The sequence below is a fragment of the Gracilibacillus orientalis genome (assembly GCF_900114645.1).
Taxonomy (GTDB): domain Bacteria; phylum Bacillota; class Bacilli; order Bacillales; family Amphibacillaceae; genus Gracilibacillus; species Gracilibacillus orientalis.
Genome location: NZ_FOTR01000001.1, coordinates 207,669 through 229,824, shown reverse-complemented (window position 1 = coordinate 229,824; position 22,156 = coordinate 207,669). Strand labels below are relative to the sequence as shown.

Here is a 22,156-nt window from a genome sequence, read left to right as displayed (position 1 = left end):
TGGACACTCCTGTAAAATGGTTAGTTTAGTTTCATTATACTTCAATTCCTCCCCATTTACCGTGTCCAATTTTTAGACTAACATCATGCTTATATAAAAAAGATAAAAATCTAATTAAAGTTAAAGAGGAGATAACTATGAAAAAGGTACAATTAAAAGTAATCGAAGAAATAGTTGACTTTACTTCAGAAGATCTAAATGAATCCACAAAAGAACTCGCGAATTTTGACTTTACATCTGATAATCGTATTGAAGATGAAATTGAGGATTTTTTTACAAAAATTTTTTTAAAAAAGGGGGATTGGGCCTCTTTTGATATACATTTAAATGAAAATATAATTTATATAGAAATAACCCTAATATTTACAAATCCAGAATTATTAACAGAGGATTTCGCTGTACAAAAAACTGTATTAAATGAGTGTAGTAAATATGTAGAAGAGAATTCAAAGTCTATTATTGAAAATCAAAAATTCACCTCGACTGATCTTGATGGCTATCTTATTTCAATTAACCAACCTGGGATATCTACACTAAATTATATTAATTTGAAACAAGCCTTTGATAAAGAAAATATAAACTATAAAATTGAATCAAAATTCACTAATCAAACTGAAGTAGGAGCGGGTGGGGGAGAAAGTGATATTATTTTGTTTATAGCTAATACTGTCGCTTCAGGAGTTAGCTGGGATGTTGTAAAATCAATTATTACCACAAATATTGATTATTTTAGTCACAAAGGTTTTCTTTCGAATGTTATAGAGAAACGTAAATTTAAAAAAGTTAGAAAAATTGTAGCTGATAAAGCAAGAGTAGATGAGGAAAATCTGATTTTACATGAGTTTGTGAATGAAGTTGAGAATGTTAAAATGGTTTTTAAATCTCCAAATGGTTATATTTATATATGTTGCGATAGTGAAAAGGATATTAGAAAATATAAACTATCTAATAAAAAAACAATTTTTCAATTGTTTAGATCAGAGACAACGGAAAAAAATTAAATTAGTTTAGATAATTATTGGCTTTAATATGTAAATTTTTTGAATATATTTAAATACATGATAATTTAGTATATAAGATATTCACTAATTGGTCAGTTCGAATTTATATCATGCCTCAAATGTAATGCAAAAATTTGGTATAAAAGGCTCTTTCAAGCTAGTAAAGTGGCGAGAGCTTAAAATGAAACCAGTTATTCTTCATATGGATTAACTGGTTTTCCTGTTTGTAAAAATTTCAATTGTATGAATCAAGGATTGAAGTTGTTCTGAAAAATTTGAAACAGCCACCCTCTAGAAATAAATTCTTCTAAATATTGGTGTAAATATTGCAACACATCGTCGCTTCTGCTATGATTTTAATAACTTAAAGGAACGGAGGGTTGCTTAAAAATGGGTATCTGCTATATTAGAATCCGATTTTAATCTTTATGCTACTAATTCTAAAGTGTTTAAAGGGCTCTACTTGTGTGTAGAGTAATCGGATAGTTTTGCCTATTTTTAAGTAATCATCATAAAACTATAAATTATATATTCAAATAATTGAATGTATGATTCGTAACGAGTAAACAGGGAACCTTTGATTAGTAAATGGTTTGCTTGTTATGTTTTTATGGATGATTTTATAACTCACAATAGCGATAATCCGATTATTCAGCACAGGGTAGTAGACCTGTGTTTTTTTATTGAAAAAAATAATGAGGATGTGATGTTAAGTGAGTAAAACAATAAAAGATGTGATGAATATAACCAGGAAACATGATCTTCAATTACAAGAAGATACCTTACAATATAATGAGTCAGGGTTAGATTTTCAGGTTGTCTTTGCAAAAGATCAAGAAGGAAGTGAGTGGACGTTACGTATCCCAAGAAGACCGGATGTGATGCCACGAACGAAAGTAGAGAAAAAAGCTTTAGATGTAGTCAACGAACAGGTATCTACTTTTCAGGCTCCAAATTGGTCGATATATGCAGAGGATCTAATTGCGTATAAGAAATTAAATGGAATACCAGCAGGAACAATCGATCATGACATTCAAAACTATGTTTGGGAAATTGATATTAACGATGTACCAGCCAATTTTTATCATACGTTAGCAATTGCGCTGGCAGACCTTCATCGTATTCCACCAGAGATAGCAGCAAAAGCAGACTTGACTGTACACAGTCCAAAAGATGCGAGACAATCGATGATCGAGAGAATGGAAGCTGTCAAGGAAAAATTCGGTGGGGGAGAAGCTTTATGGAATCGGTGGCAAGCATGGGTAAATAATGATGAAATGTGGCCAAAACAAACAGGATTAATTCACGGAGATATTCATGCAGGTCACCTGTTAATTGATAAGAATGCCAACGTAACAGGAATAATTGATTGGACAGAAGTGAAGGTAACAGATATATCCAATGACTTTGTGGGATACTATCAACTTTTTGGTGAAGATGGTCTTGTATCTCTGATCGATGCTTACAAGGAAGCGGGAGGATATAGCTGGCCCTTGATGAAAGAGCATATTATTGAACTGAGTGCTGCATACCCAGTAGCTATCGCTGAATTTGCCCTAGTTTCTGGCATGGAAGAATATGTACAAATGGCGAAACAAGCATTAGAAGTTAATGAAAAATAGCAGTCTTGTTTCCGAAAAGAAAGTACTAAATAACTCATATCTATAGAAAATAAGCATACCAGTAACTAAGTGTACTGGTATGCTATTTGACTTATCCATCCGTTGCGGCTTCTGGTTCTTTTTTGACAAATGCTTTCTTAACCCAAACTCGAGATCGCCATCTACCCAGCATTAACACTCCTCTTAGCCATTCATCAGCAATAAAGGCAATCCAAACGCCTATCAACCCTAATTCTAAGAAGATACCAAAGAACCATGCTAAAGTAACACTGACACCCCACATCGAGGCAATTCCAATTACCACGGGAAACTTAACATCTCCAGTAGCTCTTAACGAGTTAATGACAACAAGGTTAAACGCCCGACCTGGTTCAAGAATGATCGTTACGAGTAAAAGGAACATACCTTTTTCAATAATAGTTTCTTCATTAGTGAAAATGCCAAGTAATGTCGAACTGAAACTATAGAAAAAAATTGCCATTAAGGTACCGATCACAATCGCTATTTTTAAGCTTTTGATACAACGTTTATATGCGTTTTCGACATCTCCTGCACCTATCATGTGACCGATCAGAATTTGTGTACCCTGACCAATAGCGATGGAGAACAGGAGAATAAACATCATTAAATTTTGCACATATACTTTTGTTGTAATAGCAACCGTTCCCATCTGTGCAATGAAATAGGTGATCGCCATCTGACTCGCATTATATGATAACTGTTCTCCTGCAGAAGGTATGCCAATTTGTAATAAGTCTTTGACGTGCCTCTTTTCATAACGGAAAAAGGATGAGAATGGAAGCTGTCGTTCACTGCGCCATGCCAAGATAAATAATAAGATAATAAATCCGATAAAACGACTAAGCATCGTGACATAGGCAACCCCTTCGACACCAAGTACTGGAAAACCAAATGGACCGAAAATAACAAAATAGTTACCAATCACATTTAAAATATTCATCCCAATCGTGACAAACATGGTATCTTTCGTAAAACCATAGCTTCGTAAAATAGCCGAAACTGTCATAATCAATGCTTGAACAAAGATAAAACCGCCAACGATGTTCATATAAGTAGAGGCTTCATTCATTAGTTCTGCAGGCAAGTCCATCAGACCTAAAATAAAGTCACTGAAAGCAAACAAAATAATACTTAATCCTAATGAAAACCATAAATTTAAACTAATCGATGTTACGGCAATCTTTCCTGCTGTTTTTGGCTGGTCTGCCCCGAGATTTTGCGCAACAAGTATCGATGCCCCAGCAGCAACAAAGCCAAACATAACAATCACAACAGATAATATTTGATTGGATACACCAACTGCAGCAACCGAATGATCGGAGTACTGACTTAACATCAACGTATCTGCATTACCCATTAGCATATGTAACAAAATTTCAATGAAAATTGGCCATGTTAAGGCAAATAAACTTAATTTTTTCGTCTCTGTCTGATTCATCTAGTTCCTTCTTTCACTTTAATTTGTATCTTGAGAATATACTTTACACTAAATAGTGGAAAAAGGAAACGGTTAAATCTTTAATAATTTATGAAAAAATAATGAAACTTGGATACACTTGATTCGTAAATCTACTATAAAGGATGGGAGTTGTTCTTATATGTATTATAAAGGAGTAAAAGAGTGCCCAAAATGTGGTGAAACGGAATTGGGACTTGGTAAGCATAGTGGATATGCAGTAATGCAACCTGTAAACAAAATGAGTCTCGGTTCAGAAATGGAATATATTCTTTGTACGGATTGCGGTTATATAATTGAAAGTTATGTAAAAAAACCGGAGAAATTTAAAGGAACGATTATTTAATCTTAGAGGAAGATGCCCTTAGAGCAGGAATATGGAAAAAGTCGTCGAATATTTTAGTAAATGCATTAATTGAATTTCCTCAAAACAAGGAGTGGTCTCATGACAAATAATCAAATGATAAAAATGTACGATTACCATGTTTGGGCGAACAATCAAGTGTTCCAGCACTTAAAGCAGTTACCTGACGGATTTTTTAACGGGACGGTTAAAAGTGTTTTTTCTTCCATCTCAGAAGTACTGATTCACCTTTATGCCGCAGATATCATTTGGCTGGAGACCATGAAAGAAAGCAGCTTTGATGACACAATTAAAAAAGTTGAGCATCGAAAATCCAAAGCTGCAGGGACTTCGATAGATAATCTAGAAGCGTTGTATGAAGAACTTTCAACCGAGTATTACAACTTTCTTAGTAATCAGAGTAATCCCGAGTACATCATTTCTGCTGAGCATCCTCAATTTGGGCTTTGTGAGTTCACACTTGTTGATTTAGTTCATCATGTCGTTAACCATGGAACATATCATCGTGGAAATATATCAGCGATGCTTCATCAACAAGGTGAACGAGGTGTACCAACAGATTATGCGTTTTTTATTCTAAAATAAAATAAGTTTGTGTTAAAGTCGATTAACAGTTTTAAATAATTTGCCCACCATTAACATGAATCGTCTGACCTGTTATATAGCTTGCATCATTACTTGCTAGATAGACATATGCTGGTGCAACTTCAGATGATTCACCTGGTCGACCCATTTCAGAATCCGATCCAAAGGTTGCCACTTGATTCTCGTCGAAGGTTGCAGGAATTAGAGGTGTCCAGATTGGTCCAGGTGCTATACTATTCACGCGAATGCCTTGTGAGACGAGAGATTTTGCTAGTGATTTCGTGAATGTCGTAATCGCTCCCTTGGTACTGGAGTAATCAATTAACGTTTCATTACCTTGAAAAGCGGTAATGGAGGAGGTATTAATGATTGCACATCCTTGTTTTAAATGAGGGAGTGCCGCTCTGGTTAAATAAAAATAGCCAAAAATGTTCACTCGAAAAGTTTTTTCTAATTGATCATCTGTAATATGGAGAAAATCCTGTTGCGGGTATTGAACTGCAGCATTATTCACTACAATATCTATTTTACCGTGTTCCTCGATCACTTTTTTGACGACATCCTTACTAAAGTCGCTATGAGAGATATCCCCACGGAATAAGCTACATGCGCTACCTTCTTGTTCGACCATTTTTTTCGTATCATTGGCATCTTGATCTTCATCAAAATAGATAATGGCAACATCTGCTCCTTCTTTTGCGAAATGAATCGCAACAGAACGGCCAATGCCACTATCACCACCAGAAATGATTGCAACTTTACCTTTTAATTTATTACTTCCTTGATAATTTTCATTTGAGCTTACAGGAAGGGGAGTCATCTTATATTCAAAACCAGGTTGTCGATCTTGATGCTGCTTAGGTAAAACTTCTTTCTTCTGATTGGTTGACATTAAATACACTCCTAAACACTTTTTCTCCTAGTATGGCAAAAATAGAGAACTACATACGTGAAAAATCCCTGCTTCGATTTGAAGTAGGGATTTTTAAACATGTCCAGTAAAAATTAACAGTATTTTTTATTTTGGTGTATCATTTAAGAAAAATAGAGCGATTGTACCTGGTCCGGAATGGGCACCGATAGAAGAACCGACCATGTTAATTTTAATATCTTTGACATTCCATTTTTCGCGGATCATGCTTGCGATATGTTCTGCTGTATCAAGTGCATCGCCATGGCTGATCGCCACTAATTGGTTTTCGAGATCTTTACCACGTTCTTCCATCACTTCTATCATGCGTTTATACACTTTTTTGGAACCTCGGACCTTTTCTAATGGTATTAGCTTTCCATCTTCCATGTGTAACAAAGGTTTTACTTTTAATAATGTACCGACAAAAGCTGCTGTTTTACTGACTCTGCCTCCACGGTACAGATATTCTAAGTCATCAACGGTGAAAATATGTTCCATATGTTCATAGCGATGCTTACTCACTTCGAGTATTTCATCTAAGTTTGCTCCTTTTTTAGCTAACTCAGCAGCTCTAAGAACAACAAGTCCATAGCCTAATGACGCACACTTTGTATCGACAACGTGTAATTCAAAATCAGGATACGTATCTTTCACTTCTTGTTCCATTAATTTTGCACCTTGATATGTACCAGACAGTTCGGATGATAAAGTTAAATATAAGACCTGGTTTCCTGCCTTGGCGTGTTTTTCGAAAGTATCTTTGAAAACTTGTTGACTGACTTGTGCGGTTTTGGGAGATTTGCCTTCTCGCATTGCATCGTATACTTTTTTAGATGAAATTGAAACACCATCTTCATAATCTTCACCATCTAATTGGACTGTCAGCGGCAACGCTTCGATATTAAATTGTTGTAAATCTTCAGATGAAAGATCACAAGCAGAATCTGCAAGTATTTTTACAGTCAATGTAACCCCTCCTTTTTTCCTTTTGATCATGTATGATGATTGAGTTTTAGCTTATTATAAGTGTAAGCCTAACGGACAGCTACGTCAAAACAAATTTACAATATTTTTACCTGAAAATACTTGGTTTCCAGGGTAGATTCTAGTATAGTTTATTCTTGTGCAAAACAGATTAATTAATCAAATAAAAGGGTATGGAATCATGTGGGTTCCGTTAATAGGAGGGATGAGCGGCATGTTTTTTATGGAAGCAAAACGAATAGCCATTGTGATAATAGGTGCGATACTCAACGCAATTGGACTTAATTTTTTCTTAATCGGTGCTAATGTATATGCTAGTGGCTTTACTGGTATTTCACAAATATTAGCTACTGTTTTTTCTGATTACTTAGGAATAGATATTGCAAGTACCGGTATTATTCTATTTATTTTAAATATACCAGTAGCTATTGTTGGTTGGTTAATGGTAGGAAGAGGATTTACGATCTACAGTTTCCTTTCCGTTATTGCTACATCTTTTTTTCTGGAAGTCTTGCCAATAGTTAATTTATCTAATGATATTTTGCTTAATGCGGTATTTGGTGGAGTTATTGCTGGTATCGGTGTGGGGATTACCTTGAAATGGGGTGCTTCCACTGGTGGATCTGATATTATCGCAATGGTTTTATCTCGGATGAAGGACAAGCCTATTGGTAGTTATTTAATGGCAATTAATGGGATGATTATTGTGATAGCGGGTATTTTAAATGAACCGGAGAACGCACTTTATACTTTAGTAGGATTATATGTAACAACTCGTGTTATCGATGGTATACATACTCGTCACGAAAAAGTAACAGCCATGATTGTAACCAAAAAAACAGAAGAACTGCAAAAGGCAATTCATGACACGATGATCCGTGGAATTACAATATTGCCGGTTAAAGGTGCTTATACAAAAGAGGATAAGTATATGTTATATTTAGTTATAACCAGATACGAGTTATATGATTTAGAACGAATTATCCATGAAGTAGACGAGAATGCCTTTACTAATGTCATTCAGACGGCAGGTGTATATGGATTCTTTAGAAGAAATGATTGAAACCTTTTTTCGCATCTGACGTCTAATCTTTTAAAGGAGGTAGTAGAAATATGAAAAAGTATTTCTCTCTCATATCTATTATATTGATGTTTTTGTTAATGGCTTGTGGAACAGCTGATGTTAATCAGGAAGAAACGACAGGTTCTGAACCAGAAGATACTCCTGTCGATTCAACAGAGGAAGAATCATCTGAAACGGAGGATCTTTCAGCTATTATGGAAAATTTAGATTTACAGGTTGCTGCAGAACAACAGGGGACAAGTATTGATTTTACATTTCAGTTGATCAACCAAAACGAGGATACCGTTGATTTTATGTTTACTTCCAGTCAGCAATTTGAAATTAAGTTGTTTCAAGAAGATGAATTAATTTATCAATATTCTGATGGAAAAATGTTTACCCAAGCTTTAGCAGAAGAATCGTTAGCACCTGGTGAAGCCAAAAATTGGACAGAATCTTGGGAAAGCTCAGAACCATTGGAGCCTGGAGAGTATGAAGTGGAAATGACCCTCATACCAGCTGAGATAAATGGACAGGAAATTGATGGTGAGCCATTGCAACAAACAATTACAATCACGTTAGAAGAAATGGAATCTGATAACAGTACAGAAGGACCGTTTCGTTCAGTTGAATCTGAAGGGAAAAATGGTGAATATATCGTTACAGGTGAGGTCGATACCAGTGTAGGTGTAACTTATTACGAGGTAGAGGATGGCCATAATTACTTAATCGAACAGACTGAAATTCCTGTTGAAGGTGATGGATGGCAGGAATTTGAGATAAATGTATCGATTGCAGAGGACTTGTTACCACAAAATGGAGCAGTTGTTATGTTACTGTATACAGAAGAGCGATCTGAACAAATGCCAGTACAATTAGAAGTAACACCATAGGAAAAAGAGAAGGTCACTGAACTGACCTTCTCTTTTTTTATAAGCAAGGAAAGTATAAAAGCGTTGATATTACAACGTTTTGGTAACCAATTCCTATTAAAAGGTGAAATAAACAAAGATTTTGTTGAATGGTTATGGAGTTCTTGTGTGCAAGGCAATCGCTACGGCTGGCCACTTCCCTTTCCGTGGGGTTTTCCTCTCAGCTAACTTTTCCAAGCAAGAACCGCTTGGAAAAGTGGATCTTCGAGTAAAACAGTTCCCACTGGAGTAGAAGCGTCCGGCCTTCGCTAGATAGTGATGCTACAAGGTTAGGTACACGGAACATGTCGAGTTTTCTTAAAACATAGAATTGCAGTCGTCATCACTACTTACACGCAATGTCGAGCATTATTTAGCGTAGGCGGCCATTTCGACTCCTGGGTGATCAGCGTGATCGGAAGATCCACTTTGTAAAGTGATCTTCTTTGAAAAGTTAGCTGACGAGCATGCCACCCGGAAAGCGAAATGGACAAGCCGAAGCGGGTATTATCTCAACCTAATAAACGTATGTGAGCAAAGTAAACGATCAGATATCCCCCTAATGATTTAAACAACAAATCAGAGTAAACGTACCAAAGATTTGTTGTATAAATTAAAATAATCAACAAATCCAGGCAAAATAAGCCGAGGTTTGTTGATTATAATCACATTATCTCTAATTTAGTTTCAGGTTTGTTTAATACCCATACTCACTAATAACTTCTTCTACTTTACCGGTGAGCTCGTCCCATTCGACGTTCATTTTTTTGTTGACAGTGATAAAGTGTTGGAAGCCAAATACATTATCAACTTCATCTAGCTCCATTAGTTTATTTAAAATATCATGTTCGCTCGTTTGACCTGGCATAACAGAAATGCTACTGTTGCCATCAAAAATCATTTTGTCGCTAGTGAATTTCATTGCATTTGGATTTGGTGTTGCTTCTACATGAATACTCATAGTCTTTCCTCCTATAAATCGTACTTTATCATAATGATAACAAAATGTAGATGATTATGAAAGGAATTAAAGAATATACAAATTTCGAACGGAAATTATAAATGGAATAAGAAAAGAAGGTATACATGGATCGTATACCTTCTTTAAACAGAGGAGCTTACTTTAATTCGTTCTGTTGCTTTAATTGGTTCTCTAAATTGCGAAGTTCTTGTTGTTCTTCTGCTGTTGCATTTGTATAGGCAGACTGAATCGCATTTTGAGCTGCTTGCTTATCCTGCTCATTAAAGTTCCCGTTCGCGCGATTCATTAAGCTATTGACGGCATTTCTTGCTTGCTGAAACAATTGGTTTTGCATAATAATAAATCCTCCTGTCTATTGAATCACTAGGCTTATCAACTGGATTACCATCATGATCCTTTTTGAATGGTGGTACGAAAACAACTAGAAGCTTTCCTTGTTGCTTTATGATAAACCACCACCGAAACAGATCTTAAGGAAAAAGCATGAACACCAATTTGATGTTCATGCTTATTATGGATTAATCACGCATTTCTATTCAGATAGATCTTTGCCAACCTTAACGTTTACTTCCAGTTTCAAATAGTCAATAAGGAAATTGCCAATTCCGTCCTCTTCGTTAGTTTTTGCTTGATAATTAGCAATTTGTTTTAACTCATGAATACCATTTCCCATCGCAACACCAACACCCGCGTAATCAATCATTTCGAGGTCGTTATCTTCATCGCCAAAAGCGATAATATTATTGTTTGGAATGTGAAAATAGTGTGCGATTTTTTTCAAACCAACAGCCTTATTTATACCTTTTCGTACAATTTCAATTATATTCCAAGGTACACCCCATTTTCTGTGCTCAATAATGGATGCATGTTTATCATCTAAGTATTGACGTAATTCATCTAAATGTTCGTCCTTAGGATGTATTAATAACGATGTGGGGTCTTCTTTTAAGTGGTTTTTTAAGCTACCGATAGTAATTAAATCCTGTTGATTTGGTTCTGAAAACATATCAATAATTCTTTGATCAAATTGATCTAAATACATTTTGTCTCGAATTTCAGCAAAAATATTATCAACTTGAAAATCATAACAGGTTTGAATGATTTTTTTTGCAGTTCGATTTGGAAGTGGTGTGTGTAATACATCCCATTTATGATCGGTTGGATGATGGATAAATGCACCGTTAAAGTTAACCATCGGAGTCTGCAAACCAAGTTCATGATAATACATAATACTGGCACGATGTGGTCGGCCTGTGGCGATCACAACAATATGACCTTCTTCGATTACTTGTTGTACCACCGATTTTGTAAAAGGACTAATTTTCTTTTGATCAGTTAAGAGCGTTCCGTCTAAATCTAATGCAATTAAGTGTTTATTTGTTTGCATACATTCACCTCACTATTGTAATTATATTTTATAGATCTTTCTTTAAGGTGTAAAGTTCTTGTATATTTTCATTTCTTTATTTTGCATGTTCGATTAAGAAGTTATATCATGAAAGTGAGAAAAGATACGAGAAAGGAATATACTGATGATAGCAATAAATAAAGAATACTGGAACGAAATTCCACTATTACACGTCGTAGACCAAGAAAATAAAGAGAAACCATTACCAACGTTAACGTACATACATGGCTTTACAAGTGCCAAAGAGCATAACTTACCATTAGCTTACTTATTAGCAGAAAAAGGATACCGTGTACTATTACCTGATTCCATGTTACATGGTGACAGAGCAACCGAAATTTCAGATGTGGATAGAGAGCTACGTTTTTTCGATATTGTTAAGGAAAATTTGGATGATATTGAAAGCATTTATCAAGAATTAGTTGCTAAGCAATTACTGGAAGGAAATCGTTTTGGATTAGCAGGTACAAGCATGGGAGGAATCACGACTGCTGCTGCTTTAACACAATTTTCATGGGTCAAGACAGCCGGTGTGTTAATGGGCTCTCCGAAAATTACCGCATATGCAGAGCAATTAATTGGCTATATGAAAGCCCAACAACAAGAACTTCCAATTTCTGATGATCAACTTAACTTATTAATAAATGAATTAAAAGAAATTGATTTATCGTTCCAAATCGAAAAATTATTTGGCAGACCGTTATTCTTCTGGCATGGGGAAGAGGATAGTGTGGTTCCGTTTGATCATGCATATAGTTTTTATGAAGAAGCGATTGAACACTATAAAAATCCTGAAAATATCCGTTTCTTAAAAGAAATGGGTCGCGGACATAAAGTTAGTCGCTTTGCGATTTTAGAATTTGTAAAATGGTTAGAATATCAATTATGATGATTAAAATCATTTAAAAAGTATCTGATTTGTTTTATAATAAATAGAAGAGTTTTGAAGGAGGGATAGAGATGGATCAAGCATTAGAAGAGAATTTAATGGGAGCATTGGAAAATGTGATTGACCCAGAGCTAGGTATAGATATCGTTAATTTAGGTCTTGTGTATGGTGTAGAACTGGATGATGAAGGTATTGCTACTGTCACAATGACACTTACTGCGATGGGATGTCCTCTTGCCGGTCACATTGAACAAGATGTAAAACGTGTAATGGAAGACATTCCGAATGTAAAGGATACTGAAGTGAATATCGTTTGGAATCCGCCATGGTCAAAAGAACGTATGTCAAGATATGCAAAAATCGCACTTGGTATTCCGGATTAATAAGAAAAAAGCGCCCTTCTAGTAAGGCGCTTTTTTAGATTGCTGCTTTTATCGTGTGTCACTTATTATAGAAGGATAAAGGCAATAATACCTACAATAAAGCAATAGAAGGCGAAATATTTCAAATTACCTTTAACCATAACATTCATAAACCAGCGTAAGGAATAATAAGTAGCGATGATGGCTGCGATAAAGGCAATCATATATGGAATCCAAAGTGTATTAAAATTTGGATCATTCACCACTTCATCAACAGACAATATCATGGTACCAACACTTACAGGTATAAATAGCAAGAATGAAAAACGTAAAGCTGTTTCCTGTTTCATTCCTAATAACATTGCAGCTACAATGGTTGCACCAGAACGGCTAATCCCAGGTAATAAAGCAACAGATTGAGCCAACCCTACGATAATCGCATCTTTCATTGTCAAAGCACCATCATTTTTGTTTCCACGTAAGTTTCGAATAATCCATAGGGCAATACCGGTAACAATCAAAGTAATCCCAACCATTTTTGCTCTGCCGACAAAGGTTGCTTCAATATAGTCTTCAAACAGCAATCCGATTACTGCCGCAGGGATAGTGGCGACAACCAGATAAATGATAAACATAAAATCATTATGATAGGTTTTATCTTTGGTAATGATGTAGTTAATCCCGTTTTTAGCTATATGGACAATATCCTTCCAGTAAATCATTAGTACAGCGATTAAGGAACCAAAATTGACTAAAACTTCAAACGATAAGTTTTCAATTCCTACATTGAATATATCCTGTAATAATAATAAGTGCCCACTAGATGAAATGGGAATTGGCTCTGTGAAACCTTGTACTAATCCGAGAAACAAATATTTGATTAATGTCAATATATCTCCCATTTTATGTATCCCCCCTAATCTGTCTTCCATAAAGATAACCCCTGTCACTTTTTGTTGACAAGGGTTATCGGTTAAAACGGAAGTGATTTCTTCTATGTTATTCTCCTTCTTCTTTTAAGATGCCATCACCTAGAATGATTGCACCGATACTAAAAATAGCTGCAATGGAAATCGCAGAAGCAAAATTAAAATCTTGACCACCCATACTTGTTAATACGTATGATACAACGGTTAATATAATGATTGCCCAAAAAATAGTTGCGAAATATTTCATCGTTTCACCTCTCTATCTATTATGTCTGCCATACAATTTATTATGAATTATGTATACTTTTTTCAACATATATAGTTTATCAAATTTTATTTATAAAATAAACAAAAATCTTGTGCAAAAGAAAATTTGTGATCGTTTTGTGAATCCTAATTTGTGAGGGTTTCTGCACAATTGTAATCTATTTGTAATGTTTTCTTAGTTTACGGAATGACAAGTTAACGATAAAATAGTCCTAAGGAAGTCTGTTCGTCTATGCCATTCTTTAAGGAGTGCGGATATTGAAAAAATATATTATCTTGCTCATTTTTACTTTTATAATAATTATTCCCGTATTATCCGCCTGTAACTACAACGCAAGTGGTGAAAAAATAGAACGTGTTGGGATGTTAATTGAAAACACGATCCATGATCAAAATTGGGGCAATAAAGGATATAAGGGATTACTGGAAATACAAGAGGAATTTAATATGGATATTTATTTCCGTGAAGGAGTCCAGACGCAACAGCAAGTAAATATGGCCGTTGAGAAATTTGCAAATGAAGGAGTACAGGTTATTATCGGCCATAGCAGTAGCTTTGGTGATTTTTTTAATCAGCTTCAATCTTCTTATCCTGATATCCAATTTATATATGTAAATGGTGGCTATTCAGCTGATAATTTAATTAGTTTAAATTTTAACTCGTTAGCAATGGGATTTTTTGCAGGGATGGTAGCAGGTAAAATGACCGAAACAAATCATGTAGGTATCATTGCCGCCTATGAATGGCAGCCAGAGGTAGAGGGTTTTAATGAGGGCGTTCTCTATCAAAATGATGAGGTGGACATTGATATACAGTATGTTTACGATTGGGATGAAAAGGATCTGGCAGTGGAGTATTATCAAAAAATGCTCGATCAAAATATGGATGTCATTTATCCAGCTGGCGATGCTTATAGTGTTCCGATTATTGAGTCTGCTATGAATGAAGGTATCTATTCGATTGGGTATGTTAATGATCAGCAAACTATTGGTGGACAGTCTGTATTAACAAGTACGGTCCAACATATAGATAAATTATATGTGTATGCAATTGAGCAATTGCAAGAAGGGGAACTAGAAGGCGGAATTTACAACTTCGGTTTTGCAGAAGATGTTATTACAATGGGACCGTATAGTGAGCATTTATCAGAGAATTTTACTGATCATCTGAATGAACTGGTTGAAGAGTATAAGGAAACAGGTTTATTACCTCATCAAACTAAAAAATAGCTGTCGTATAAAATGACAGCTATTTTTTTATGTTTTTAAAAATATTTTTAAGCGGAGATAATTTCTGATAGGTGTCATTTAATAATTCTACTGTTTGAAATAAATCAAATGAATTCTCGGCTTTTTCTTCTGTTTCTTCCGGCTCTGCCTCTTGCTTCTTACCCAACATTAACTCATCAAATCGATTTTGCTTTTCCATATCTATCCCTCCTAAAGTATCTTATGGGAAAATCCACTAGAATGTTTGGGTTCATTTCTTTTTTAAAAGTATATAAAAATGGATGGATCAAGCTATATATTCTATTATCATAGGGAGCGAGTATTTTTCCTTTGGGTGGACAGACTTTAAATAAACTTGAAAAAAATGAGCGCATGCTATAAAATTAGTACCAAGTCTTAATAATTGATAATAATTCCTTTGAGAGGAAGGATAAACATGCAAGCAGGCATCATAGGCACAGGACATTACGTGCCAGAAAAAGTGTTAACAAACAAAGATATGGAACAAATTGTTGAAACAAGTGACGAATGGATTCGTACAAGAACAGGAATTGAAGAGCGAAGAATTGCTCATGACAAAGAAGATACGTCTGATTTAGCATATAAAGCAGCAGAACAAGCGTTAGAAGAAGCAGGAATTGGAGGAGAAGATCTGGATTTAATTCTTATCGCAACAGTTACACCAGATCAACCTTTTCCAACAGTATCTTGCAAATTGCAAGATCAATTAGGCGCAAAGAAGGCTGCAGCAATGGATATTAGTGCGGCATGTGCAGGTTTCATGTATGGTGTGATCACCGCAAAGCAATTTATCGAAACAGGAGCATATAAGCATATCTTAATAGTAGGTGCTGAGAAACTATCAAAAATCACTGATTGGACTGATCGTAATACATGTGTCCTATTCGGTGACGGTGCAGGTGCAGCAGTAATGGGACCTGTAAGTGAAGATAAAGGGGTACTATCCTTCGAGTTAGGTGCAGATGGCAGCGGTGGACAGCATTTAGCACAAAACGATGATTATATTTATATGAATGGAAGAGAAGTATTTAAGTTTGCTGTACGACAAATGCCGGAATCATCAGTTCATGTCGTGGAAAAAGCGGGTTATGATAAAGAAGATGTTGATTATTTAATTCCACATCAAGCAAATATTCGTATTATGGAAGCTGCTAGACAGCGATTAGGTATTGGAGAAGATCGCATGGCTGTTAACGTTAATAAATATGGTAATACGTCTGCAGCATCAATACCTATTGCTTTATCTGAAGGAGTAAAAAACGGTAAAATACAGGAAAATAATTTAGTTGTCTTGGTTGGTTTCGGTGGAGGCTTAACCTGGGGCGCTGTTGCATTAAAATGGGGAAAATAGAAAAAAGGGAGGAATCGATATGAGTAAAAATCGAGTGGTTATTACTGGTATGGGCGCCGTGACACCGTTGGGAAATACTATCGCTCAATTTTGGGATCATCTAAAATCTGGTACTTCAGGAATCGACTATGTGACAAAGGTCAATAAAGACGATTTTCCTGCTAAAGTGGCTGCGGAAGTAAAAGATTGGGATCCAACAGAATACATGGAGAAAAAAGAAAGTAAACGAATGGATTTATTTACACAATACGCAGTAGGTGCTGCTAAAATGGCGGTAGAAGACGCCAACCTTGACATAACGGATGAAATTGCAAGTCGTGTTGGAGTATGGATTGGCTCTGGTATTGGTGGTATGGCGACATATGATCAACAATTTAGAAAATTTATGGATAAAGGATATCGTCGTGTTAGTCCGTTTTTCGTACCGATGCTAATTCCGGATATGGCAGCTGGTCAGGTATCGATTCAACTAGGTGCTAAAGGGATTAATAACTGTTCTGTAACTGCCTGTGCATCAGGGGCAAACTCAATCGGAGATGCTTATAAAGTAATCGAACGTGGAGATGCTGATTACATGATTACAGGTGGAGCAGAGGCACCATTAACACCTATGGCTTTTGCAGGTTTCTCGTCAGCAAAAGCATTGTCTTTTAATGATGAACCAAACATAGCTAGTAGACCTTTCGATAAAAACCGTGATGGATTTGTTATGGGGGAAGGCGCAGGCATTTTAATCCTAGAATCATTAGAATCCGCTCAAAAACGTGGTGCTACGATTTATGCTGAAATTGTTGGATATGGAGCGTCAGGAGATGCTTATCATATTACGTCTCCAGCACCAGAAGGAGAAGGAGCAGCACGTGCAATGCAGCAAGCACTTGATACTGCTGAACTATCTCCAGAAGATGTAGATTATGTAAATGCACATGGGACGAGTACCGAGTACAATGATTCCTATGAAACACAAGCGATTAAAACAGTTTTCAAAGACCATGCTTATAAGATGAATATTTCCTCAACGAAATCAATGACAGGACATTTATTAGGAGCAGCTGGTGCCATTGAGTCGATCGCATGTATCAAAGCAATTCAGGATGGTATTTTACCACCAACGATCAACTATGAAACTCCAGACGAAGTATGTGATCTCAACTACGTACCAAATGAAGCAATTGATCAAGGTACCAATATCGCAATCAGTAACTCACTAGGCTTCGGTGGTCATAACGTCACACTCGCATTCAAAAAATATCAATAATATCAATCAAGAGGACAGAGCCACTGTCCTCTTTTTTAAATAAAGAATATATATCATTGTGCAGAAGCGTCTTTTTCTTGTGTGGAGGCTGAAGTATTTTCTATGCAGTTGGGTGAAAGGGAGTATTTTTCCGCAGCGATGTAGTAGCACTTATCATTAATCAGAATGGGAGGAAGCCTCATTTTTCTAAACTTTCACTGGTTCGCAGTTTGTTTCTAGTGTATATGTACCGGGCGGTTTATGCCCGGTTTTTTGTATTTGCGAAGAATCAACTATTTCACTTACAGTCAGTCAATAAACGTGCTATTGTCATAGATTAGAGGCTTGTACATATAATGAGTATAAAGTGGTTAAGGGGCGGGTTGTGGTGATTTATTTGTTGCTTTTTTTGATTGGGTTTGGGTTGTCTATTTCGGGTGGCGTCTCGATTATTCTTTATTTAAATTTTATACCAGCTGGATTGTCTTTCTTTGATTATCTTGTCATTGTACAAACGAAAATGGAATGTTATTTTTTCCTCCTTGGCCTTATTTTTATGGGAATATCTGTTCAAAAGATGACACTTTTCTCTGTTAAATAATAGCAATAAAAGAATAAATTATCTTGTATTGGTCATACTGTTTGATAAACAGATTAGTCAAAGTGAGGGTTCGTCATATGCTGTATTTACATGATGTATGGGTCAATTGGTTTGAAGGAGAAGAAAACGGCTATAATGTAAGTCCTTTCCATGAATGGAGAAAGTCAGATGGTATTGAAATTCTAGATCAAGCACCGATACTCTTCATCGATGACAAAACCTTTCAATACATTGAAAATGATTTGCAAGACATACCTCAAACTATGTTAGATCAGATTTATCAACGTGCCTATATTCGAAAAAATCAAGAACGGCAACAGCTCGATTATGCTTGTGTCATCACGAACGGTTCATCGATATTAACATTTGATACGATGGGATATCATATACCAATTCGAAAAAGCAGGTTAATCCCTCGTCAAGAGCGGTTAGTATTAGATCTGATTGAGGGACGAGCTGCCAAGACATATCCAATACCTGCCCATTCGGATAAAGAATTTCACATTTTATCATTACCACCAGAATATATGGTCGGCCTAACGAGAAGAGAGCGACAATTAAAACAATTACTAATGATTGCTTTGGATCAATTAGAAGTCGCTAGCTGTTCTGAAGAAGTTAGATACTGGTTAACAGAATGGGCACCAGAGCAATATCATTTGATTAAAAAAATGACATTCAGTGAGGCATGGGAAAAGTTATACCGGGATTTAGTGACTGGTTGGAGTATTAAACATGAGATTTTTTGTAAACAAATTATTAAAGGGCAAGCTTTTTATGAAGATATATGGGAACGAGAACACGAACCTTACTCAACCAAATCATTACGATTTTAAAAAGCAAAAACCTTGGAGTATTATTACCTCCAAGGTTTTTTGTTAGCATAAAATTCACGTGGGTGTCTAGCCTGCGAATGCGCGAAACTAGGTGACTAACGAATCGCCCTTATCCTTTGGGCGTAAGTTATCATCGCGTCACATGCTCACTGTGATTCCTTTATCTCAGTTGATTCTGAAGCCGCTACGTTTCTAAGTGGGCGCTTTGCGCTTTTCTTATTATTTTTTCTTTTTCTTCACTCGTCCAAGCCCCATTGCTTTTTTCGCTTTACGTAACATTTTAGTAGCAGTGAAGTTGGCTTTATCAGCACCTTGATCAAGCAGATCATCTAATTCATCTGATTCAATTAGTTCGTAATAACGTTCTTGGATCGGACGTAATGCCTCAATTACTGCATTTGCGGTGTCTTGTTTAAATTCGCCATAGCCTTTGCCTTCATATTTTTGTACCAATTCATCAATTGATTCTCCTGTACAACTCGCATAAATGGTTAATAAATTACTGATCCCTGGTTTATTTTCTTTATCATATGTGACAATACCATCAGAGTCTGTCACGGCACTTTTAATTTTCTTTTCCATTTGTTTTTCCGTATCTAGCATAAAAATAGAAGCTTTCTGGTTATCATCTGACTTGCTCATTTTTTTCGTTGGCTCTTGTAATGACATAATACGTGCACCGACTTTTGGTATGCTAATTTCCGGAACCGTAAAAATGTCATTATAGCGATGATTAAACCGTTGAGCTAAGTCACGTGTCAATTCCAAGTGTTGCTTTTGGTCTTCTCCAACAGGGACAACATCGGTATTATAGAGCAAAATATCAGCTGCCATGAGCGGTGGATAAGTTAATAAACCAGCAGATACTGCTTCTTTACCCTTGGATTTATCTTTGAATTGGGTCATCCGTTCGAGTTCCCCTATGTAACTAATCGTTTGTAACATCCAACCCACTTGTGTATGTGCTGGCACCTCTGATTGTATAAAAAGCACAGATTTTTCCGGATCAATTCCGGAAGCTATGTACAACGCTGCAAGCGACTTAATGTTTTCGCGTAATTTTAATCTGTCTTGTGGTACGGTAATCGCATGTTGGTCTACTACACAGAAATAACACTGACTATCTTCTTGTAATGTCACAAAATGCTTCATCGCACCTAAATAATTCCCTAATGTTAAACTACCGCTTGGTTGAATACCTGAAAAAATTGTTTTCACTTTTCTTCACCTCAATAAATCTATATGTATATTTTTTTACTATAAAAAAGCAATTCTATTTCTGAAATTATTCTTTGCATCATCAGCAAATATTACGTTATTTTGACTTAACTTAATTGATTCTATCACATGTTGTTCATAATTTCTCACATTAACGTATATCCTTTTTACCGTGCAGTTTGATATTAGAATGACGTACTAGGTTTATTTTTCCCTATAATAATAACATTTGTAGGGAAAAGTTGAAAGATTGCTCTGAGTTAAATTTCTATGCATTATCCTATCAAATGAAGGGTATAGTAAAATAAGAATTTCACTAGAAAGGATGAAGCATTCTATGTCTGAAAGCCTGATTAAAATAGAGGCCATTATAAATGGGGAAAAGTATAAGGCTGAGAAACAAGCACCACGTGAAAATCCTACACATCCGGATGAAATTGTTGGGTATGCACCAGTTAATACAGTGGAAGATACAATCAGGGCGATTGACGTAGCACACGATACCTTTACTACTTGGAGAGAAACGCCTATTGAAGAGCGGATTAAACGTATGAGAAGTGCCATTCAGAAAATTAAAGATAACACGCCTGAGATTGCGGAATTGTTATCACGTGAGCATGGAAAAGCACTTTATGATTCAGAAGGTGAAATTGGTGTTTCGTTAATGTGGATGGAATATGCATGTGATAACGTAACGGAAGTTTTAAAAAATGAGGTACAAGCGCACGATAATGGGAAGACGATTATTGCAAAAGATGCGATCGGTGTTGTATCTGCTATCACACCTTGGAATTATCCTATTTCACTTTCCACTATTAAGGTGGCACCAGCATTGTTGACAGGAAACACGATGGTTTTGAAACCAAGTCCTTTAGCACCACTTGCTGTTAGTAAAGTCATTGAAATAATTGCAGATGAATTTCCACCTGGAGTATTAAACATGGTCCATGGGGAAGCAGAAGTTGGTGTTGAATTAACATCCAATCCTAAAGTAGCCAAGATAGCCTTTACAGGTGGGACGGACACAGCGAAACATATCATGAAGGCGGCAGCAGATACCATCAAACATATGACATTAGAATTAGGCGGAAACGATGCAGCTATTGTTTTACGTGATTTTGATGTAAATGATGAAAAGGCAATGAGACGCTTGGTTATTTCTAATTTTCTTACGGCTGGACAAATATGTATGATTGCCAAAAGAATTTATGTGGATAAATCCATTTATGATCAGTTTGTCGAAAAGTATATGGAGGCAGCTAACAAGTGGATTAGGGTTGGAGATCCTTTTGATGAAAATGTTACGGTTGGTCCTGTTAATAATCAGAAACAAGCAAAGTATGTGCAGAGTTTAGTCGATGACGCTGAAGGTAAGGGTGCTAAAGTAGTTAAATTAGGTAAGATACTTGATCAAGATTTATTTGAAGAAGGTTATTTCATGCAGCCTACAGTCGTTTTAGGAGCAGATCAGAATGACCCAATTGTTGTGAAAGAACAGTTTGGACCAACAGTCCCTATTTTACCTTTTGAGAATGATCAACACGCCATTGAACTTGCCAATGACAGCATTTTTGGCCTAACTAGTTCTGTATGGGGAAAAGAAGAGCATGCCATAGAGATCGCGAAGCATATACAGGCTGGTACTACCATGATTAATACAGCTGCCATTCAAGGACTTGACGTACGTTTCCCATTTGGTGGTGTGAAACAATCTGGAGTGGGGCGTGAATACGGCAAGGAAGGAATTCTTGCTTACACCGATACCCATGTAATTAACGTTCCTGAAAATCTAGATTTACCTTATATTCCTGAATAAACGGTTATGTATCATTTTGTTTAATAAAAGAAGGAAGCTTCAGCTATAACACTAATAGAAAAGGCCTTGGATTAAATCCAAGGCCTTTT

The 22,156-nt window shown here is 36.0% G+C and carries 24 protein-coding genes; 14 read left to right on the top strand and 10 right to left on the bottom strand.

Going from position 1 to position 22,156, the window contains the following annotated elements:
• The first annotated feature begins 137 nt into the window (after window positions 1-137).
• Window positions 138-1,001 carry a hypothetical protein gene (locus tag BM121_RS01110; RefSeq protein ID WP_091479903.1) on the top strand — a complete coding sequence of 288 codons (864 nt, stop codon included), beginning with the start codon at window positions 138-140 and terminating at the stop codon, window positions 999-1,001.
• Window positions 1,002-1,714: 713 nt separating this feature from the next.
• Window positions 1,715-2,623, top strand: coding sequence for a macrolide 2'-phosphotransferase (locus tag BM121_RS01105; protein ID WP_091479900.1), 909 nt, complete (start codon window positions 1,715-1,717; stop codon window positions 2,621-2,623).
• Window positions 2,624-2,714: 91 nt separating this feature from the next.
• Here BM121_RS01105 and BM121_RS01100 read toward each other — a convergent pair whose 3' ends face one another.
• The gene (locus BM121_RS01100; protein ID WP_091479896.1) at window positions 2,715-4,082 is read right to left on the bottom strand and encodes an MATE family efflux transporter; all 1,368 of its coding nucleotides are present in this window, start codon (window positions 4,080-4,082) and stop codon (window positions 2,715-2,717) included.
• Window positions 4,083-4,242: 160 nt separating this feature from the next.
• Between BM121_RS01100 and BM121_RS01095 the strand changes: the two genes are divergently transcribed.
• Window positions 4,243-4,446 carry a transcription initiation factor TFIIIB gene (locus tag BM121_RS01095; protein WP_091479894.1) on the top strand — a complete coding sequence of 68 codons (204 nt, stop codon included), beginning with the start codon at window positions 4,243-4,245 and terminating at the stop codon, window positions 4,444-4,446.
• A gap of 99 nt (window positions 4,447-4,545) precedes the next feature.
• Window positions 4,546-5,049, top strand: a complete 504-nt coding sequence (locus tag BM121_RS01090) for a DinB family protein (RefSeq protein WP_091479891.1) — start codon at window positions 4,546-4,548, stop codon at window positions 5,047-5,049.
• A gap of 31 nt (window positions 5,050-5,080) precedes the next feature.
• Here BM121_RS01090 and BM121_RS01085 read toward each other — a convergent pair whose 3' ends face one another.
• Both BM121_RS01085 and BM121_RS01080 read right to left on the bottom strand, forming a co-directional pair.
• Window positions 5,081-5,941: an SDR family oxidoreductase gene (locus BM121_RS01085; protein WP_091479888.1), complete on the bottom strand. Its 861-nt coding sequence runs from the start codon at window positions 5,939-5,941 to the stop codon at window positions 5,081-5,083.
• A gap of 126 nt (window positions 5,942-6,067) precedes the next feature.
• Window positions 6,068-6,928 carry a DegV family protein gene (locus BM121_RS01080; protein WP_091479883.1) on the bottom strand — a complete coding sequence of 287 codons (861 nt, stop codon included), beginning with the start codon at window positions 6,926-6,928 and terminating at the stop codon, window positions 6,068-6,070.
• Window positions 6,929-7,160: 232 nt separating this feature from the next.
• Between BM121_RS01080 and BM121_RS01075 the strand changes: the two genes are divergently transcribed.
• Window positions 7,161-8,009: a YitT family protein gene (locus tag BM121_RS01075; protein ID WP_091479880.1), complete on the top strand. Its 849-nt coding sequence runs from the start codon at window positions 7,161-7,163 to the stop codon at window positions 8,007-8,009.
• A gap of 50 nt (window positions 8,010-8,059) precedes the next feature.
• Entirely contained in the window at window positions 8,060-8,902 is an 843-nt protein-coding gene (locus BM121_RS01070; RefSeq protein ID WP_091479877.1) for a BsuPI-related putative proteinase inhibitor, read from the top strand.
• Window positions 8,903-9,617: 715 nt separating this feature from the next.
• On the opposite strand, the gene BM121_RS01065 is transcribed toward BM121_RS01070, so the two are convergent.
• The 3 genes from BM121_RS01065 to BM121_RS01055 form a co-directional block, all read right to left on the bottom strand.
• On the bottom strand, window positions 9,618-9,881 hold the full coding sequence (locus tag BM121_RS01065; RefSeq protein WP_091479874.1) for a NifU N-terminal domain-containing protein: 264 nt from the start codon (window positions 9,879-9,881) through the stop codon (window positions 9,618-9,620).
• A 157-nt stretch (window positions 9,882-10,038) separates the two neighbouring features.
• Window positions 10,039-10,236: a DUF3813 domain-containing protein gene (locus tag BM121_RS01060; protein ID WP_091479871.1), complete on the bottom strand. Its 198-nt coding sequence runs from the start codon at window positions 10,234-10,236 to the stop codon at window positions 10,039-10,041.
• Between the two features lie 198 nt (window positions 10,237-10,434).
• Complete coding sequence (locus BM121_RS01055; protein ID WP_091479867.1) at window positions 10,435-11,289, bottom strand: Cof-type HAD-IIB family hydrolase; 855 nt, start codon at window positions 11,287-11,289, stop codon at window positions 10,435-10,437.
• 145 nt (window positions 11,290-11,434) lie between these two features.
• On the opposite strand from BM121_RS01055, the gene BM121_RS01050 reads away from it, so the two are divergent.
• A complete protein-coding gene (locus tag BM121_RS01050) occupies window positions 11,435-12,199 on the top strand; it encodes an alpha/beta fold hydrolase (protein WP_091479864.1) in 765 nt (254 codons plus the stop codon).
• 71 nt (window positions 12,200-12,270) lie between these two features.
• Window positions 12,271-12,582, top strand: coding sequence for a metal-sulfur cluster assembly factor (locus tag BM121_RS01045; RefSeq protein WP_091479860.1), 312 nt, complete (start codon window positions 12,271-12,273; stop codon window positions 12,580-12,582).
• A gap of 65 nt (window positions 12,583-12,647) precedes the next feature.
• Here BM121_RS01045 and BM121_RS01040 read toward each other — a convergent pair whose 3' ends face one another.
• Together BM121_RS01040 and BM121_RS01035 are read right to left on the bottom strand one after the other, a co-directional pair.
• Window positions 12,648-13,463, bottom strand: a complete 816-nt coding sequence (locus BM121_RS01040) for an undecaprenyl-diphosphate phosphatase (protein ID WP_091481217.1) — start codon at window positions 13,461-13,463, stop codon at window positions 12,648-12,650.
• Between the two features lie 97 nt (window positions 13,464-13,560).
• Window positions 13,561-13,737: a DUF2929 family protein gene (locus tag BM121_RS01035; protein WP_091479857.1), complete on the bottom strand. Its 177-nt coding sequence runs from the start codon at window positions 13,735-13,737 to the stop codon at window positions 13,561-13,563.
• A gap of 278 nt (window positions 13,738-14,015) precedes the next feature.
• On the opposite strand from BM121_RS01035, the gene BM121_RS01030 reads away from it, so the two are divergent.
• On the top strand, window positions 14,016-14,987 hold the full coding sequence (locus tag BM121_RS01030) for a BMP family ABC transporter substrate-binding protein (protein ID WP_091479853.1): 972 nt from the start codon (window positions 14,016-14,018) through the stop codon (window positions 14,985-14,987).
• A 19-nt stretch (window positions 14,988-15,006) separates the two neighbouring features.
• Here BM121_RS01030 and BM121_RS01025 read toward each other — a convergent pair whose 3' ends face one another.
• Window positions 15,007-15,186: a hypothetical protein gene (locus BM121_RS01025; RefSeq protein WP_091479850.1), complete on the bottom strand. Its 180-nt coding sequence runs from the start codon at window positions 15,184-15,186 to the stop codon at window positions 15,007-15,009.
• Window positions 15,187-15,423: 237 nt separating this feature from the next.
• On the opposite strand from BM121_RS01025, the gene BM121_RS01020 reads away from it, so the two are divergent.
• The 4 genes from BM121_RS01020 to BM121_RS01005 all read left to right on the top strand — a co-directional run bounded on the left by BM121_RS01020 (window position 15,424) and on the right by BM121_RS01005 (window position 19,033).
• Window positions 15,424-16,359, top strand: a complete 936-nt coding sequence (locus BM121_RS01020; RefSeq protein ID WP_091479848.1) for a beta-ketoacyl-ACP synthase III — start codon at window positions 15,424-15,426, stop codon at window positions 16,357-16,359.
• A gap of 19 nt (window positions 16,360-16,378) precedes the next feature.
• Window positions 16,379-17,617, top strand: a complete 1,239-nt coding sequence (gene fabF, locus BM121_RS01015) for a beta-ketoacyl-ACP synthase II (protein WP_091479845.1) — start codon at window positions 16,379-16,381, stop codon at window positions 17,615-17,617.
• A 346-nt stretch (window positions 17,618-17,963) separates the two neighbouring features.
• A complete protein-coding gene (locus BM121_RS22760; protein ID WP_483866633.1) occupies window positions 17,964-18,197 on the top strand; it encodes a YuzI family membrane protein in 234 nt (77 codons plus the stop codon).
• Between the two features lie 77 nt (window positions 18,198-18,274).
• Window positions 18,275-19,033, top strand: a complete 759-nt coding sequence (locus BM121_RS01005; RefSeq protein WP_091479838.1) for a DUF3603 family protein — start codon at window positions 18,275-18,277, stop codon at window positions 19,031-19,033.
• Window positions 19,034-19,252: 219 nt separating this feature from the next.
• On the opposite strand, the gene trpS is transcribed toward BM121_RS01005, so the two are convergent.
• Complete coding sequence (gene trpS / locus BM121_RS01000; protein ID WP_091479834.1) at window positions 19,253-20,251, bottom strand: tryptophan--tRNA ligase; 999 nt, start codon at window positions 20,249-20,251, stop codon at window positions 19,253-19,255.
• 337 nt (window positions 20,252-20,588) lie between these two features.
• On the opposite strand from trpS, the gene BM121_RS00995 reads away from it, so the two are divergent.
• Window positions 20,589-22,067, top strand: a complete 1,479-nt coding sequence (locus BM121_RS00995) for an aldehyde dehydrogenase family protein (RefSeq protein WP_091479831.1) — start codon at window positions 20,589-20,591, stop codon at window positions 22,065-22,067.
• Window positions 22,068-22,156: the final 89 nt, after the last annotated feature.